Annotated in this window: 14 protein-coding genes; all 14 read left to right on the top strand. The window is 46.4% G+C overall.

The window, feature by feature from the left end; translation table 11 throughout:
• Window positions 1-143: 143 nt before the first annotated feature.
• The gene (locus KUV86_RS14875; RefSeq protein WP_222485336.1) at window positions 144-1,913 is read left to right on the top strand and encodes an SLC13 family permease; all 1,770 of its coding nucleotides are present in this window, start codon (window positions 144-146) and stop codon (window positions 1,911-1,913) included.
• A 32-nt stretch (window positions 1,914-1,945) separates the two neighbouring features.
• Complete coding sequence (gene cysQ, locus KUV86_RS14870; protein ID WP_261397660.1) at window positions 1,946-2,800, top strand: 3'(2'),5'-bisphosphate nucleotidase CysQ; 855 nt, start codon at window positions 1,946-1,948, stop codon at window positions 2,798-2,800.
• Window positions 2,801-2,899: 99 nt separating this feature from the next.
• Entirely contained in the window at window positions 2,900-3,814 is a 915-nt protein-coding gene (gene cysD, locus KUV86_RS14865; protein ID WP_222485335.1) for a sulfate adenylyltransferase subunit CysD, read from the top strand.
• Window positions 3,815-3,826: 12 nt separating this feature from the next.
• Window positions 3,827-5,743 carry a sulfate adenylyltransferase subunit CysN gene (gene cysN / locus KUV86_RS14860; RefSeq protein WP_222485334.1) on the top strand — a complete coding sequence of 639 codons (1,917 nt, stop codon included), beginning with the start codon at window positions 3,827-3,829 and terminating at the stop codon, window positions 5,741-5,743.
• Window positions 5,743-7,239, top strand: coding sequence for an ABC transporter permease (locus tag KUV86_RS14855; protein ID WP_261397683.1), 1,497 nt, complete (start codon window positions 5,743-5,745; stop codon window positions 7,237-7,239). The genes cysN and KUV86_RS14855 overlap by 1 nt, the downstream gene beginning before the upstream one ends.
• Complete coding sequence (locus tag KUV86_RS14850; RefSeq protein ID WP_261397659.1) at window positions 7,236-7,889, top strand: ABC transporter ATP-binding protein; 654 nt, start codon at window positions 7,236-7,238, stop codon at window positions 7,887-7,889. Before KUV86_RS14855 ends, KUV86_RS14850 begins: the two co-directional genes overlap by 4 nt.
• Before the next feature lie 35 nt (window positions 7,890-7,924).
• Complete coding sequence (locus tag KUV86_RS20155) at window positions 7,925-8,056, top strand: integrase core domain-containing protein (RefSeq protein WP_222485332.1); 132 nt, start codon at window positions 7,925-7,927, stop codon at window positions 8,054-8,056.
• Between the two features lie 1,188 nt (window positions 8,057-9,244).
• On the top strand, window positions 9,245-9,844 hold the full coding sequence (locus KUV86_RS14840; protein ID WP_222485331.1) for a sulfotransferase family protein: 600 nt from the start codon (window positions 9,245-9,247) through the stop codon (window positions 9,842-9,844).
• Window positions 9,845-9,846: 2 nt separating this feature from the next.
• Entirely contained in the window at window positions 9,847-10,845 is a 999-nt protein-coding gene (locus tag KUV86_RS14835) for a glycosyltransferase family 2 protein (protein WP_222485330.1), read from the top strand.
• Window positions 10,815-11,738, top strand: a complete 924-nt coding sequence (locus KUV86_RS14830) for a glycosyltransferase family 2 protein (protein ID WP_222485329.1) — start codon at window positions 10,815-10,817, stop codon at window positions 11,736-11,738. The genes KUV86_RS14835 and KUV86_RS14830 overlap by 31 nt, the downstream gene beginning before the upstream one ends.
• Window positions 11,720-12,889, top strand: coding sequence for a UDP-galactopyranose mutase (gene glf, locus KUV86_RS14825; protein ID WP_315900992.1), 1,170 nt, complete (start codon window positions 11,720-11,722; stop codon window positions 12,887-12,889). The genes KUV86_RS14830 and glf overlap by 19 nt, the downstream gene beginning before the upstream one ends.
• 40 nt (window positions 12,890-12,929) lie before the next feature.
• Window positions 12,930-13,925: a glycosyltransferase gene (locus KUV86_RS14820; protein WP_222485328.1), complete on the top strand. Its 996-nt coding sequence runs from the start codon at window positions 12,930-12,932 to the stop codon at window positions 13,923-13,925.
• A gap of 1 nt (window position 13,926) precedes the next feature.
• On the top strand, window positions 13,927-15,315 hold the full coding sequence (locus KUV86_RS14815; RefSeq protein WP_222485327.1) for an undecaprenyl-phosphate glucose phosphotransferase: 1,389 nt from the start codon (window positions 13,927-13,929) through the stop codon (window positions 15,313-15,315).
• A 22-nt stretch (window positions 15,316-15,337) separates the two neighbouring features.
• Window positions 15,338-16,354 carry a UDP-glucose 4-epimerase GalE gene (gene galE / locus KUV86_RS14810; protein WP_222485326.1) on the top strand — a complete coding sequence of 339 codons (1,017 nt, stop codon included), beginning with the start codon at window positions 15,338-15,340 and terminating at the stop codon, window positions 16,352-16,354.
• Window positions 16,355-16,509 lie beyond the last annotated feature (155 nt).

Below are 16,509 nucleotides of genomic sequence, written 5' to 3'. Positions count from 1 at the left end.
TAGTTTTGTCAGTAAAAAAGTAAATAAACTCGTAAAAAAGCTGTCGAGAGCTTCTCTAGTTAAAAAGTTAAGTTAATGCTTTTGTTGCTAGTAGAAGATGCTTAATTTGGTACTGGGAAGATAATGGTGGCGCAGGGAAGGTTATGGAACTAGCCGCAATATTAACATTGACAACTATAGCTGTGACCTTGGTGACACTTGCAGTAACGCGAATTTCACCCGATGTGATACTAATGGGAGCATTAGCTTTGTTGGTGCTCACCGGCGTACTTACACCAGCCAAAGCGCTTGTTGGGTTTTCAAATCCCGGCGTAATGACGATTGCTGTATTGTACGTGGTCGCAGCTGGGCTAAAAGAAACAGGTGCTATTCAATGGCTAGTGCACCGACTATTAGGGCAGCCTGAAAAACTGAGGGAAGCTCAGCTTAGAGTGTTGATGCCTGCGTCCGCTCTTAGCGCGTTCATGAATAATACAACAGTCGTAGCGATGTTTATACCTGCTATTCAAGAGTGGGCAGGTCGTCTACGATTGCCGCCATCGAAGCTTTTGTTGCCGTTGAGTTATGCCGCCATCATTGGTGGTACTTGTACATTAATTGGTACCAGCACAAATTTAGTCGTAGATGGCTTACTTCAGTCAATGACGGGCGCTGGGCTTGGAATGTTCTCACTTACATGGGTAGGGCTTCCTTTAGTAATTGTAGGTGGAACCTTTCTATATTTCTTCGCTGATCGGCTGCTGCCCAATCGACAAGGTGCACTAGAGCAACTTGAATCGGCACGAGAGTATGCCGTAGAGGTTAGTGTCGACAGGAATGGCCCGCTAGTAGGGCGTACGATCTCGGGTGCCGGTTTACGTCATCTAAGCCATGGTTATTTAGCAGATATTGAGCGGCAAGGGCGATTATTGACGGCTGTGCCACCTGAAACCGAACTGATGGCTGGTGACATCTTGATTTTTATTGGAGCTCCCGAGTGTGCCCGAGAATTGAGGCGTATACAGGGACTTAAGCCAGCAGGAGGTGATGTTCATAAGCTTGATATTGATCACCACCGTCGTTGCTTAGTAGAGGCCGTTATTGGTCCCGATTTTGCAGGTCTAGGACAGACAGTGCGTGAAACGCGATTTAGGTCTCGGTATCAAGCTGTAATTCTCTCGATTTCACGCCACGGAAAGCGACTACCAGGAAAATTGGGAAGTATCTCTCTACAAGTTGGAGATACACTGCTTTTGGAGACGGCACAAGACTTTGTCGAGCAGTATCGTTATCGAAAGGACTTTCTTCTGATAAGTGGCCTTAACGACTCTACTCCACCCGACTTTCGCAAAGCGCCCTTGGCTCTGACGATACTTTTAGGAATGGTCATCACCAGCGCTACAGGCATGCTTTCAATTCTAGAGGCGGCTTTGTTAGCTGGTGGCTGTATGTTAGCCACGAAATGTGTTCCTGCTAGCAAAGCAAGGCGATCAGTTGACATCTCAGTAATTGTAGTAATCGCAGCTTCATTCGCTCTTGGTGAGGCCATGCGTAGTACTGGTGCTGCCGACGAAATCGCACAGTGGCTATTGATGATAGACCAGCTTCCTCCTTGGGTAGCGTTAGCTTTTGTATATTTGCTGACCGTATGTTTTACAGAGTTAATCACCAATAACGCCGCCGCAGTTCTTATGTTTCCTATTGCCACAGCCGTCGCCAATCAGCTTGGGGTCGATTTTATGCCGTTTGTGGTAGCAATAATGTTTGCAGCATCCGCGAGTTTTATGACACCGCTAGGGTACCAGACAAATTTAATGGTGCTGGGCCCAGGTGGATATCTCTTCAGTGACTATTTCAGACTGGGTGCACCACTAAGCCTTATTGTGGCGGCCACAGCAATCATGTTGATTCCACTCGTGTGGCCATTCTACTGAAAGCTCTTTGAACCTTGCAATGGAGAAGATTTTTGGGCTATTACGTCGATGAAGAATTAAAGACTAAACTGATCGCGGGAGTCTTGATCGCTGCCGAAGAAGTGATGGCAATCTACCAGCGAGACTTTACTGTGCAAGCCAAGGCTAATGAGAGTCCGTTAACCGAGGCTGACTTAGCAGCACACAGCTCGATTAAAAAGACGCTTAAAACCCTCACGCCTGAAATTCCATTCTTGTCTGAAGAGTCTGTAAAGTTACCATACAGTGTTCGTAGTGAGTGGGATCGGTACTGGCTTGTTGACCCACTGGATGGGACCAAAGAATTTATCAAGAAGAATGGTGAATTTACGCTTAACATTGCTTTGGTTGTGAAAGGCGTACCTGTCTTTGGGATTGTTCATGCGCCAGCATTGGATGAATCCAGGGGAGTAACTTGGGTTGGGCAGGTTGGTGAGGGAGCGTGGAAACGAAGAGCCTCTAGCAGCTTTGAGCCTATTTCAGTTAGGCAGCTTCCAGATAGCGAAGCCGAACCGTGGAAAATAGTTGGTAGTCGTTCGCACGGAACCCAAGAATTTGAGAAATTTTGTGATTTTCTTCCGAACCATAAGCTTGTATCAATGGGAAGTTCCCTCAAAATATGCCTCATAGCAGAAGGATCCGCGGATCTCTATCCACGGTTGGCTCCTACCTGTGAGTGGGACACAGCGGCAGCACAGGCGGTGTTGGTTGGCGCTGGGGGTAGTGTGCTGAATGCGAACACTCTTGAGCCACTAATGTGTAATCAGCAAGACAGCATGTTGAACCCTTATTTCATTGCATGCGGAAAATTAGACGCGCGATGGGCTGACTTGCTTACACGCTCTATACATGACAATAAGCTCAAATAATTAGTGTGAGCGATTACACGCGCTTTGACAGTTGTTCTGCTCCTTATTTTAAAATATGATTTAGCATATTTACTGTCGTGATTAGATGGTGATACCTTTATGAACATAACTCAAGAACGTCAGTCGCACCTCAAACAACTCGAGGCTGAGTCTATTCATATCATCCGTGAGGTTGCTGCAGAGTTCCGAAATCCAGTAATGCTTTACTCCATAGGCAAAGATTCATCTGTAATGCTGCACTTGGCACGTAAAGCTTTCTATCCGGGCACACCTCCCTTTCCGCTTATGCATGTCAACACTACATGGAAATTCCGGGAGATGATTGAATTCCGGGATCGCATGGCAAGCGAGGCCGGAATGAAACTCATCGAACATATCAATGAGGAAGGCCGGGCCGCAGGTATCAACCCCTTCGAGCATGGAAGTTCGAAGTATACTGATATTATGAAGACTCAGTCGTTGAAGCAGGCATTGGATAAATATCGTTTCGATGCTGCTTTTGGGGGTGCGCGACGCGACGAAGAAGCCAGCCGTGCCAAGGAGCGTGTTTTCTCCTTTCGGGACAAGCATCATCGGTGGGACCCCAAAAACCAGCGCCCTGAGCTATGGAATACGTATAACGCTAAGGTGAACCAGGGGGAATCTATCCGTGTCTTCCCCCTGTCCAACTGGACGGAATTGGACATCTGGCAATACATTTATCTTGAGTCTATTTCCATCGTACCGCTGTACTTCTCAGCTCCTCGTCCGGTAGTCAATCGTGATGGCATGGATATCATGGTAGACGATGACCGGATGCCTCTTGAGGATGGTGAGGTTCCTCAGGAAAAATGGGTGCGCTTCCGCACTCTTGGCTGCTACCCGCTGACTGGTGCGGTGGAGTCCAGGGCCACGACGCTTCCCGAGATTATTCAGGAAATGCTGCTAACGAGGACCTCCGAGCGCAGTGGACGCGCCATCGATCACGATCAGGCTGGTTCGATGGAAAAGAAAAAACGCGAAGGCTATTTCTAGGGGAGAGGACTCATGGCACATCAATCAGAGCTTATTAGCAACGATATCGAGCAGTACCTTAAGGAGCACGAGAATAAGGATCTGTTGCGTTTTATTACTTGCGGCAGCGTCGATGATGGAAAGTCGACCTTAATCGGCAGGTTGCTGCATGACTCCAAGATGATTTATGAGGATCAACTGGCCGCAATCACGCAGGCATCCAAGACCAGTGGTACTACCGGAGAGGAGGTTGATCTTGCCTTGCTAGTAGATGGGTTGCAGTCAGAACGGGAGCAAGGCATTACTATCGATGTAGCCTATCGCTTCTTCTCCACTGATAGACGCAAGTTCATCATTGCAGATACTCCCGGTCACGAGCAGTATACTCGCAACATGGCGACTGGTGCCTCTACAGCCAGCTTGGCGATAATCCTCATTGATGCACGTTACGGCGTTCAGACACAGACGCGTAGACACAGTTTCATTGCTGATCTGCTAGGCATCCAGCATCTGGTGGTGGCGATCAACAAGATGGATCTAGTCGACTATTCTCAGTCACGTTACGACGAGATTGTTGCCGAGTACCAGAAAATTTCCGATAAGCTGAATGCACCTGATATCCGTTTTGTGCCGCTCTCCGCGCTGAAAGGTGACAACGTTGTCAACCGTAGTGAGCATATGGAGTGGTATAAAGGTTCCGCTCTACTTGAGCTGCTGGAGACAGTTGAGATCAGCCACGACCAGAATCTTCGTGATCTGCGTCTACCGATTCAGTATGTTAATCGTCCTAACCTCGACTTTAGAGGATACTGCGGTACTTTGGCGTCGGGGGTAATGAGCCCGGGACAAAAGGTCAGAGCACTGCCCTCTGGTAAGGTCTCCACGGTCGAGCGACTTGTCACTTGGGACGGTGACCTTGAGGCAGCCTATCCTGGACAAGCGATTACCGTGACGTTAAGCGATGAAATCGATATCTCACGCGGTGATTGGCTGGTGGCAGAGGACGACAAGGTACCGCTTGCCAGTGGCTTCGAGGCTGATATCGTATGGATGCACGAGACAGCACTGGAGCCGGGCAAACTCTATGACATCAAGTTGGCGACCCGAGATGCGGCAGGCAAGGTAACGGCAATTGACTATCAAGTCGACGTCAATAGCCTGGAGCAACGCCACGCCGATCACCTGGATCTGAATGCCATTGCACGCTGCAGGCTGGATTTGACAGCACCGGTCCCGGTGGACGACTACCGTACGAGCCCGGGTACCGGTAGCTTCATTATCATCGATCGTTTGAGTAATATTACTGTTGGCGCTGGGATGATCCACCAGCCACTCGATAGCGAGCTGCCTTATGAGTTCCGCGACAATGACAGCAAAGCCAATGTAGTCTGGAATCGCACAAGCGTAACACAGGCTATGCGTGAGCAGCTTAACAGCCATACGGGCAAGTGTGTGTGGTTCACAGGTTACTCAGGATCAGGAAAATCGACATTGGCCAATGCTCTTGAAGTTGAGCTCAACCGTCGTGGCTATCACACCATGCTGTTGGACGGTGATAATGTCCGCCATGGTCTGTGTAAAGACCTTGGTATGGGTGAGGAGGATCGTGCCGAGAATATTCGTCGTGTCGGCGAAGTGGCTCGTTTGTTTGCCGAAGCTGGGATCATTGTTATCACCGCCTTTATTTCTCCTTTCCGGGCTGATCGTGATGGTGCTCGCGCCCTGTTCGATGACGGATGCTTTATCGAAGCGCATGTAAATACACCATTAGACGTGTGCGAGAAACGTGACCCTAAAGGACTTTACCAGAAGGCTCGCGAAGGTAAGATTATGGATTTCACTGGAATCAACAGTCCCTATGAAGCCCCGGCGAAAGCAGAGGTGGTTCTCGATACCACAAGCCATAGCCAGCAAGAACTAGTGACTCAACTGGTTAAAGCCTGCCTGTGATGATTGGTCAACCAAACGATGGAGTGGCAGCCAAGGAAGGGTTGCCCCCTTTAGAGAAAGAGCTTTGGTGGCCTCGCCAAGCCATGCACAACGGCAATTGGCAGAATGCAATCCAGCGGTGGGCCATTCTTCGCCAAGTCTACACGGATGAGCCAGCAGTTTGGGTGCAGGCGGCTATCTCACACCGTAAACTTGGGGAGTTGGACGAAGCAGAGAAGCTGTTGACCGCTGCCGTCGAGCGCTTTCCTGATAAGCCCTGGCCTCTTCAGCAACTTGCCGAGCTACGAAGCGAACAGGGCCATCTAGAAGACGCCGAGATGCTAGCGGGCACGCTTAGAGAGCGGTTTCCAGATGAGCTTATAGGATTAATTGCTTCGGGCCGTATCTCTGTTGCAAAAGGCGAGTTTGGAAAAGCTCTAATGTACAACCAGCAGGCTCGTGAATTGTTCGCGGGTTCACCTGAGCCTTGGATACAGTTTGCAGAAATGGCCATGCATATAGAAGATTGGCCATTGGCACTCGACCGCTGGAGGGAAGTTCGTCAGCGATTTCCTAAGCATGGTGAAGGTTATAGACGGGCAGCGGATGCCGCTGAGAAAATGGGTAATGATAATCTCGCACGTCAGCTCAGGCTAGCTCAAGAGTATGGGAACGCCTGGTTAGAGAGTGTCCAAGCAACTGAGCGAGGTGATGAGGAGGCTTCTCATACCATCAATCCGCCGCAGCGCCGTAGTTGGCGAACTTTTGTAGATCTCGTGTGGACTAAAGCACGCTTGAATTTGAAGAGCGAAGCAAACCAGAATCACCTCCGATATCTTTGGTGGGTTCTCGATCCTATACTTTATATGGCAGTATTTTACATTGTATTTGGTGTAATGATGGAAAGGGGGGGGCCAGGATTTATTGCGTACCTACTGACGGGACTAGTGCCCTTTCAGTGGTTTGCGAAAACAGTGCAACAGACATCGAACTCCATCGTCGGAGGAAAAGGCTTGATGCACAAGGTAAGGATCTCTCCGCTTTTCTTTCCTTTGGTTGGTATCGTCCAAAATACTGGGAAGCAGCTGTTGGTGTTCGCGATGTTAGGTATCTTTCTGCTCTTCTACGGGCTACACCCGACAATACACTGGCTTGGATTTTTCCCAGTCGTATTAGTCCAGTTAATATTAATGATTGTTGTCAGCTGTAGCTTGGCGATGATCGTGCCATTTATCCGTGATTTAACTAATCTGATTCCTACGGGAATACAATTTCTCCTGTTCACAAGTGGGATATTCTATACTATAGATCGGATTCCAGAAGAATGGCGTTCCCTGTTCTTTGTGAATCCAGTCGCAAATATTCTGTATCAATATCGACAGGTGTTAGTGAGAAATGAGTGGCCTGACTGGGCGGGCTTAGGGTGGGTGGCATTGGGGTCACTGATTGGACTTGGGGTTGTATTAGTACTGTATCGTCGCTTGGAACCAATCTTCCCGAGAGTTGTAATCGAATGATGACCCAAAGTGACGGCCGAAGCCGCGGAGATGTAATAATTTCCTTGGAAAACGTAGGCGTTCGTTACAAGCGCCGTGGTGGGATTTTTCAAAAGCCAGAGTACTTTCAAGCGCTCGACAAAATTAGCTTCGATATTCATCGTGGTGAGACACTTGGTATTCTTGGCCGAAACGGCGCGGGTAAGTCGACTTTGCTTAGAGTCGTGGCTGGAATCATCCAGCCAGACAGCGGAAATATAGTTAACCATGGCGTCACGGTGTCTCTGCTAGCGCTTCAGGCTGGGTTCGATCCTGAACTCCCCGGGATTGATAATGCTATACTCAGCGGTATGCTAATGGGTTACACACGTAAGCAAGTTGAGTCAAGAATGAGTGAAATTGCAGAGTTTTCTGAGCTAGGCGAATTCATGGTTGAGCCGGTTAAAACCTATTCCTCAGGTATGAAAGCACGCCTTGGCTTTTCAGTAGCTATGTATATGACACCGGATGTATTGCTTTTAGACGAAGTGCTGAGTGTGGGGGATAAAAGTTTCCGGAAGAAGGCGGAAACTGAAATGATGAAGAAAATACATTCAGATCAGACAGTGCTTCTAGTTTCCCATTCAGAGAGTCAAGTAGCACGCATTTGTGGGAGAACTGTAATATTGTAGGTTTAATTCTTTCACAATTTTTAGGTTAATAAAAATTGAAGCCTACGTGCTCACACAAGAATTCACGACGCCCTACACCCCCAGAGCAAAACGGCTTGGTCGAGCGCTTCTTCCGGTCCGCGAAGGAAGAGTGCATCTGTGAGCATCGATTCGAGTCGCTGGGTTAGGCCCGAGCGGTGATTAGCGGTTGGATTCGGCTACTACAACGAAGTGCGGCCACATAAGTCTCTGTGCTATGTGCCACGCCGGGCACAGCCGTCATTAACGGTGCGCGGTTTGCAAAAAGAACAAGGATTTGCAGCGCGGCATAGGGTGCCGAAACCAGACGGTAAGATTCCAGTCTAACTAGTTTCAGAGCTACGCTGACACGCCATTGACCATTTAGACAATCGAAGGTGCTTCTTAAGACGCATCTAATCATTTAAAGACCTTTTCACTGTGTTAGTATCGGTATCCTGTACAAATGGCCACAACACTGGAGCTCATCGCGCAAAATGAGTCGTCCCTATAGCCCCTCTACAATGTACATCTATGTGATGCCACGAGACTCGCTGGAAAACGGACTCATTTTTGTATCGACAAGGTAAAAGCAAGAGATGTCTACGCAGTCGTGTTAAGTATTGTCGCCGTTAGATTCATACTTAGCTAGGAGCTATCACCGGTCTCTTGAGGTCGAAGATTGGTTGATGCGGTCATTAGAAGAAAACTCCATTAAGTGTGTCAGCAACTGAATTGCTCAGCCTTGGAAAAATTGGTCGACCGTATCAGGCGTTTTATCATGTTGGCCAAAAAGGACAATACAAAGACGATAGATACTGTAATTGGATTAAGCGACGAATTGAATCGTGTTTTACTCGCTTTTTGGCCATCGATGACGACCGACCAAGAGTGAGAGATTGCTAAGTATGTGTGAGTAATTAATACTTCGTAGTGGTTATTGGTATCACAGGACCATACAAACCATGGCAGCGCAGGTCTAGGTGGAATACTAATAGTCTGTTTTGATACTAATCATCCTAAAACAACTGACGTCGAAATCTACACCTGCAAAGAAATTAGTAGGTTGCAGATAGACTTAATGCCAGGCATAGAGAAACGATTAACTACAAGTCGCCTCTTGGGAGAGTCCCTGCGAAGCAGCTTCGGGATATCTCAGTCTCCAACGGGGTTACGCTTGTAGCGTATAGCTCGTGCCAATCTGAGGTAGAAACAACATGGCTCGTTCTTTAAATAATGAATTTATCTCTTTTGCCGTTTAGTAACATTATGTTAATATAGAAAGTGTTTTATGGAAAAATCCAAGCTGTTTATGCAGTAAGCGGTGGCACCGTCACCTAGTAGGTACTTTTGATAGCATGAAACTCACCCACAAGCTAAATTGGAAAATTAAAATGGAATACCCTCAGCATAAGGTTTTTTGTATTGGGTTAAATAAAACGGGAACAACATCTTTAGGTGATGCCCTAAAAATTCTTGGTTATAGAAGGCTTGGATGGCAAGACCAAGTAAGCGCTCCTCTGACATTGAGGTGGCACGAAGGAAAATTGGATTATTTTAGGAAACTGACCTTTAAGTATGATGCGTTTGAAGACATTCCATGGTGTTTGGTATATAAAGAAATGAAAGCTATGTATCCAAATGCAAAATTTATTCTTACAGAAAGAGAAGACCCCGAGAAATGGTACGACTCTTTGGTACGTCATGTTGAGAAAAGAGGTGGCTGGGTCGGGCATTACTTGATCTATGGAGCTTATGATTTAAGAGCAAATAAAGACCAATGTATTGATAAGTACGTTAGGCACAATGACGAAGTGAGAGAATTCTTTAGCGGTCAGCCTGACCAGCTTCTAGAATTAAACTTCGAAAAAGGTCATGGCTGGAAAGAGCTTTGCAAATTTCTCGGCATGAGCTCGTTGCCTGATGAAGATTTTCCACATTCAAACAAAGGTAAGTAAGAATGTCATGTGTTTTGTCATTTGTTGTGCCATGCTTCAATGTTAGAGAGTATATAGCGGAATGTCTGAACTCTTTGCACAACGTTTCACGTCAGTACAATTGCGAGGTGATAGTAGTTAACGATGGCTCTACAGATTCTACTATGATAGAGCTTGAACGTTGGAAGTCAAGTTTTCCGGATGGTTTGTTTAAAGTTATAGAACAAGAAAATCGCGGTTTGTCAGAAGCAAGAAATGTAGGAATAGATGCAGCTATCGGAGAGTATATTTTTCTTCTTGATAGCGATGATTATTTAGACGTGAAAAATTTTTCAGTTTTAATTGATGAAATTTTCCTGCATCAGCCTGACGCTGTTTTTTTTACTTATCATTGGCTAGCCGGACCAGACTGGTATTGGGAAAGTGGACAGTTAAGTCTTCCCGAGAAAACAATAATATCAGACAAGTGCTTGATGCTCACTAGTTTATTTAAAGACAAACAGTTCTACTCGTGGGCTAAAGTCTTTAAGAAAAAATTTTATCAGGATGAATGTTTTCCTGCAGGACAGAATTATGAAGATATTGCAACAGTCCCAAGGCTTGTTCATAAAATTGAAACCTTATATTATCTGCCGGTACCCTTAGTCTTTTACCGTCAGCGTGGCAATAGCATCATGAAGAAAAAAACAATTAAAAATGCAGTTGACTTGTCTAAAGGCACTACAAATCTCCCAGATTTGCCTCCAGCTAGTAGCGTGGCGTTTTATTCATCGGAACTAAAACTTTATATATTCCTTTGGAGCTTAGGGGATCTGGCTTCCTCTCAGGAAAATAATAGACTTCTTGATATAAGCTACAAAGAGATAAATAGTAATTTTCTTTCCAGTTTTTGCCGTGACGATTTAAGAGTTCTGATTAGTACGTACACATCACGTAAACAGTTTAAGATGGTAGTCAAAGCATGGTTGGCTTACAACTTTCCAGATGCGCTATGGAAATTAATAAAAGTAAAAAAGAGATGATTGCCTCTAAGAGCGTAGGAATAGTTTGCCGTACTAAGAATAGGCCGCAGTTCTTGAAACGTGCGATCAAAAGTATTATTTCTCAAGAATATAAGAACTGGCAATGTGTCATTGTAAACGATGGTGGTGATAGTGGTATAGTTGAAGACGTACTTTATGAATGTGGCCAAAACTTTCTGGATAGAATTCGAATAGTTAATCATAGGCTTAGTTTGGGAATGGAAGCGGCCAGTAATGTTGGTTTAAAGCTTCTTGATACTGATTTCTATGTTATTCATGACGATGATGATAGCTGGTCACCAAGTTTTTTAAGCTTCTGTGTAGATGCACTTGAGGATGGTTTTGGTGGAAATGTCCAAGGAGTCGTGGGAAGAACAAAGAAGGTAGTTGAAATTGTAGACGGATCCACAATCAAGCAGAAAAAGGTACAGCACTTTCTTCCTGAGTTGCGTGGTATCACAATACCTCGGATTGCGCAAAGTAATCCCTTCATGCCTATTGCTTTTGTGTACACCAGAGAAGCGCTCGATAAGCTGGAGGGCTACGACGAAGAATTGCCAGTTGTAGGTGATTGGGACTTCAATCTTAGGTTTATTAGCCAGTTTGATATTGCCTATGTACCGCGAGCAGTAGCATATTACCATGTACGAAAAACTAGCAGAGGCGATAGCAGTGATAACTCAATCTCTAAAGAGTTAGAGCATCAGCACTATAGATCAATTATTGTTAATCGTTATATACGGAGCGGAATCCGTAAGGGTAATATCTGCTTAGGAGATATTTTGGTAGCGTCAGAGCCAAATATTTATTCAAATCGTTTAGGTGAAAAATTGTCATATTGGTTTGCACGAATAAAAAAAATCTGTGCTGTATCGTGGAATTTAAAGAAATGAAAAGAGGGATGAAGTACTGTCTTGTTGGAGCTGGTTTCTCGTCAGCTGTTATTGGGCGTGAACTGGCAGAGTGCGGTCACGAAATTACTATTATCGATAGTCGAAACCACGTTGCAGGCAATTGCCACACAGAACGCGATCCTGAAACGAATGTTTTAGTACATAAATATGGTCCTCATATCTTTCACACTGATGATCAAGAGGTATGGGAGTATGTCAATAGATTTTCTGTTTTTAAACCATATGTTAATAGGGTGAAAACCACTTCCAAAGGGCTGGTCTACTCTCTTCCGATCAATTTGCATACTATTAATCAGTTCTTCGGCAAATCTATGAGCCCTGATGAGGCTCGATCATTTGTTGAATCTCAGGCAGACACCTCAATTACCAGTCCCACTACCTTTGAAGAGCAGGCGTTACGTTTCATAGGCAAAGAATTATACGACGCTTTTTTTAAGGGGTATACGGAAAAGCAGTGGGGTTGTCATCCAAGCGATCTACCGGCGAGTATCCTAAAGCGCCTGCCTGTGCGATTTAACTATGATGATAATTATTTCTTTCACCGGTTTCAAGGTATGCCGGAAAACGGGTACACAGAGCTAGTAAAAGAAATTCTTGACCACCCCAGTATTAATGTTTGTTTGAATAAGCAGTTCAATAGGCAGGATGCCACGCATTATGACCATGTTTTTTACTCCGGTCCACTAGATGGGTATTTCGATTACGAGCTAGGCCGCCTTGGATACCGAACTCTAGACTTTGAGCGCTTCACATATGAGGGTGATTATCAGGGATGTGCGGTTATGAACTATGGCGACGCGTCAGTTCCATACACCCGAATTACAGAGCACAAGCATTTTTCTCCTTGGGAGTCGCATGAGGCTAGTGTCTGCTATCGGGAATACAGTCGTGCTTGTAAGCCAGGAGATATTCCGTACTATCCTATTCGCCAAGTGAACGAGAAGGCCCTACTAGCCCAATACGTCCAAAAGGCTAAACAGCTCAAGGGTGTGACATTTGTTGGACGTTTAGGTACGTATCGCTATCTTGATATGGATGTTACTATTCGCGAAGCACTAGATACCGCGCGCAGGTTTCTTAAGTGTGTTGATGTAAATGATGCTGTTCCGGCCTTTTTCGTCGAAACATGATTACCTTCATGTCTCTATTCAAATATGACTGGCAACCTCCATGCTTGAAAAGAATTCTTTTGGGAACGTTGACCCATCTCCTGTATGTTTGGTAGCAGTTATTGTTTCCTTTAACCGACTTAGCCATCTAAAAAGAGGGATTACGGCTGTCCTAAGTGAGCCTGTAGTAGGAGTCGTTGTAGTTGATAATGGCTCTACCGATGGAAGTCGAGAATGGTTGCGGGGGCTTGACGATAGTCGCTTACGGGTTCTGACTCCTGAGCAGAATCTGGGAGGAGCCGGGGGGTTCCAAGTTGGATTTGAAGCCGCATTGGAGTCCTTCAATCCTGACTGGCTGGTGTGTTTTGATGACGACGCACAGCCCTCTCCGGGGGCTCTTACTAACTTTATGAAAAATGATCTAAGTGGCATCGATGGAGCTGCCGCAGCAGTCTACTACCCAGACGGATCAATTTGCGAAATGAATCGCCCTAGTTGGAATCCATTCTGGCATGCTAAGTTATTGGTGAAAACCGTTTTTGGCGCCATGACCGGTCAGTCGCGTGAAGGTTTTCACCTTGGGAATGAATACTATCAGAGCGAGTCCTCGGTAGATATAGATTCGTCGTCTTTTGTAGGGTGTTTCATCACTGCTGAAACTGTGCGCCGAATCGGCTTGCCTAGAGGAGAGCTGTTCATCTATGGTGACGATATCATATATACGTTGAGCCTTCGTCAAAAAGGTGGACGGCACGTTTTTTTACCAAACGTTCGGTTCATTCACGATTGTTCTACTTTCTCAGGAAGTACTTCTTCTTGTTATTCACCAATGTGGAAGGCCTATTACACCTATCGAAATGGATTGGTCATGTATCGGATTGCTTCGGGGGCGTGGTTTCCTCTAGTGTTACCGGTAAAGCTGCTTGGTTGGGTTTTGGCCGTCCGTCACTACAATGAAAAAAGGCGCTATTTGCACCTTTGCTGGTCGGCACTTCGGGATGCTTTACGTAAGCATCCGGGATGTTCTCATGATGAATTGGTAAGGCGGTATCCCTGAGATGGCTCGTGTTGCCAAGACAATTTCTGGTTTCGAGGGCTATTCTCATCTGGCTGCAAGGATTGCGGATGCCAGCGGCTTGTTATTGGGTGGTTTTCTTGCCTATTGGCTCCGATTTGGCTCTCTGCTCGACATGGTCGAGCGTTACCAGTGGATGATGCTTTCCGGGATGCTGCTGGGCATGGTTGTTTTTGGCGCCTGCGGTATTTATCGATCCTGGAGGGGGGCTGTTAGGGTTGAATTGGTAGTTAGAATTGCTCATGCATTCGTCATTCTTGCTGGAATAGTCTTCACATATTTGTACTTCACCAAAACTGGTGCTCGGTTTTCTCGACTGTGGCTTGGCCTCTGGCTTTCTAACGCCTTTCTATTTAGTGTTGGTATACGCACTTTAGCTTACCCTTTGCTAAATCGCATTCGCCGACAGGGCCGCAATCGCAAGGGTGTAATTTTGGTGGGAGAGCTTGATTCCTGTCTAGTTGCAGCACACCGCATCGCTGCGCAGTCGTCGGCGGGTTTTGACGTGACAGCTGTACGTCTGGTTGATGCCAGTGACTGTTCAAAGTTCGGAGCAGTAGATTGCCGTGCTTTCGATCGTGTGCTGGACGCTAGCCTGGTCAGTGATGAGATTTGGGTGTGCTTGCCTTTGGCTCGTGGGAGTCTTCTCGACGACATTTTACGAAGTTTGGACCACTGCATTGGTAATGTACGTTATATGCCTGACATGCAGGGACTGCGTCTATTGAACCATGATATCTCGACCGTTGCGGGCCTCTACTTGCTCGACATGAGTTGTACGCCAATGAGTGGTACTGCTCGCTTTATCAAGGCTGCCGAGGACAAACTTCTTGCAGGAATAGCGTTGGTGTTGGTCTCGCCGGTCATGATTGCGATTTCACTAGCCGTCAAGTTGACGTCTCGTGGGCCTGTCTTTTACCACCAAGAGCGTATGAGCTGGAATGGTGAAAGTTTTCAGATGCTGAAATTTCGCAGTATGGCAGTGGATAGTGAATCTGAAGGAATCAGTTGGGGCGGTGCGAATTGCAAGCGCGTCACACCAGTAGGTCGATTTTTGCGTCGCTCCAGTCTTGATGAGTTGCCGCAGTTGATCAATGTGATCAAGGGTGATATGTCCTTAGTGGGTCCGCGTCCTGAGCGAACGGTGTTCGTTGAGAGATTTAAGCATGAGATTCCTGGGTACATGCAGAAGCATATGGTGCTCGCTGGGATTACAGGCTGGGCACAGATTCATGGTTGGCGCGGCGATACAGATTTGAAGTCACGCATCGAACATGATCTTTGGTATATTGATAATTGGTCAATTTGGTTAGATTTTAAGATTTTGTTTTTGACCATGTGGCGTGGTTTTTTTCATCCTCATGCCCGATAATATTTTGTTGAAGGAGGACTAGATGAAAGTTCTGGTTACCGGTGGTGCAGGGTATATTGGCTCACATGCTGTTGTAGAATTGTTGGAGAGCGGTTACCAGGTAGTGGTGGTAGATAATCTTTGCAACGGCTCTGAGGTTGCCTTGAGCCGCGCTGAAGAAATTACCGGAAAAAAACCAACATTTGTCCGAGCTGATATTCGCGATCGTCCGGCTTTGGACACGCTATTTGCCTTGCATAAGATAGATGCTGTCATTCACTTCGCTGGCCTTAAAGCGGTGGGTGAGAGCGTAGGGAAGCCTCTTGCTTATTATGAAAATAATGTTAACGGAACCTTAGTTCTTTGCCAGGCAATGGAAGCTGCCGGTGTTCGGCGTATCGTTTTTAGCTCCTCGGCTACTGTGTACGGAAACGAGGCACCTATACCGTATATTGAAACTACTCCCCGTGGCACCACCTCGAACCCCTATGGCACCTCCAAGGCCATGGTTGAAAAGGTCTTGGAGGACATCGCAGACGCCGATCGGCGGTGGTCGATAACGCTGCTACGATATTTTAACCCCATTGGCGCACACCCCTCAGGAAAGATGGGTGAAGACCCTTTGGGTGTTCCCAATAATCTCATGCCATTTATCGCTCAGGTGGCTGTTGGTCGGCGTGATGAGTTGACTGTTTTCGGAAACGATTATCCTACACGGGATGGTACCTGCGAGCGTGATTATTTACATGTAGTTGATCTTGCAAAGGGGCACCTTAAGGCTCTAGAGAAGAACACTAAACCCGGAGTGAATGTTTATAACTTGGGTACGGGTATGGGTACATCTGTTTTGGACATGGTGAGCAGTTTTATCCGTGTAAATAATGTCCCGGTTCCTTATAAGCTTGGCGAGCGCCGAGAAGGAGATCTGCCAGCATTTTGGGCTGACGCATCCAAAGCGCGTGATGAGCTTGACTGGGTAGCTGAAAAAAACCTTGATGACATGATGGCAGACACGTGGCGTTGGCAGTCGAGGAATCCAAACGGATATCGCTTACTATGATTTGCTGGGTCTGATTGGACTAGTTGCCAGTCATTAGGTACTTTGTAAGATCATTAGATAGATCGGACTAGCCGTACTTTAAAATGCCGGGGGAGTTGTGGGGGATTTTGCACGTTTTAGTATTCCGTCTGCGTGGCCGTGTCCGAAGCTCCTTT

It is taken from the genome of Halomonas sp. DP8Y7-3, assembly GCF_019801675.1.
GTDB lineage: Bacteria > Pseudomonadota > Gammaproteobacteria > Pseudomonadales > Halomonadaceae > Halomonas > Halomonas litopenaei_A.
This window is presented reverse-complemented; position numbering and strand designations above follow the sequence as displayed.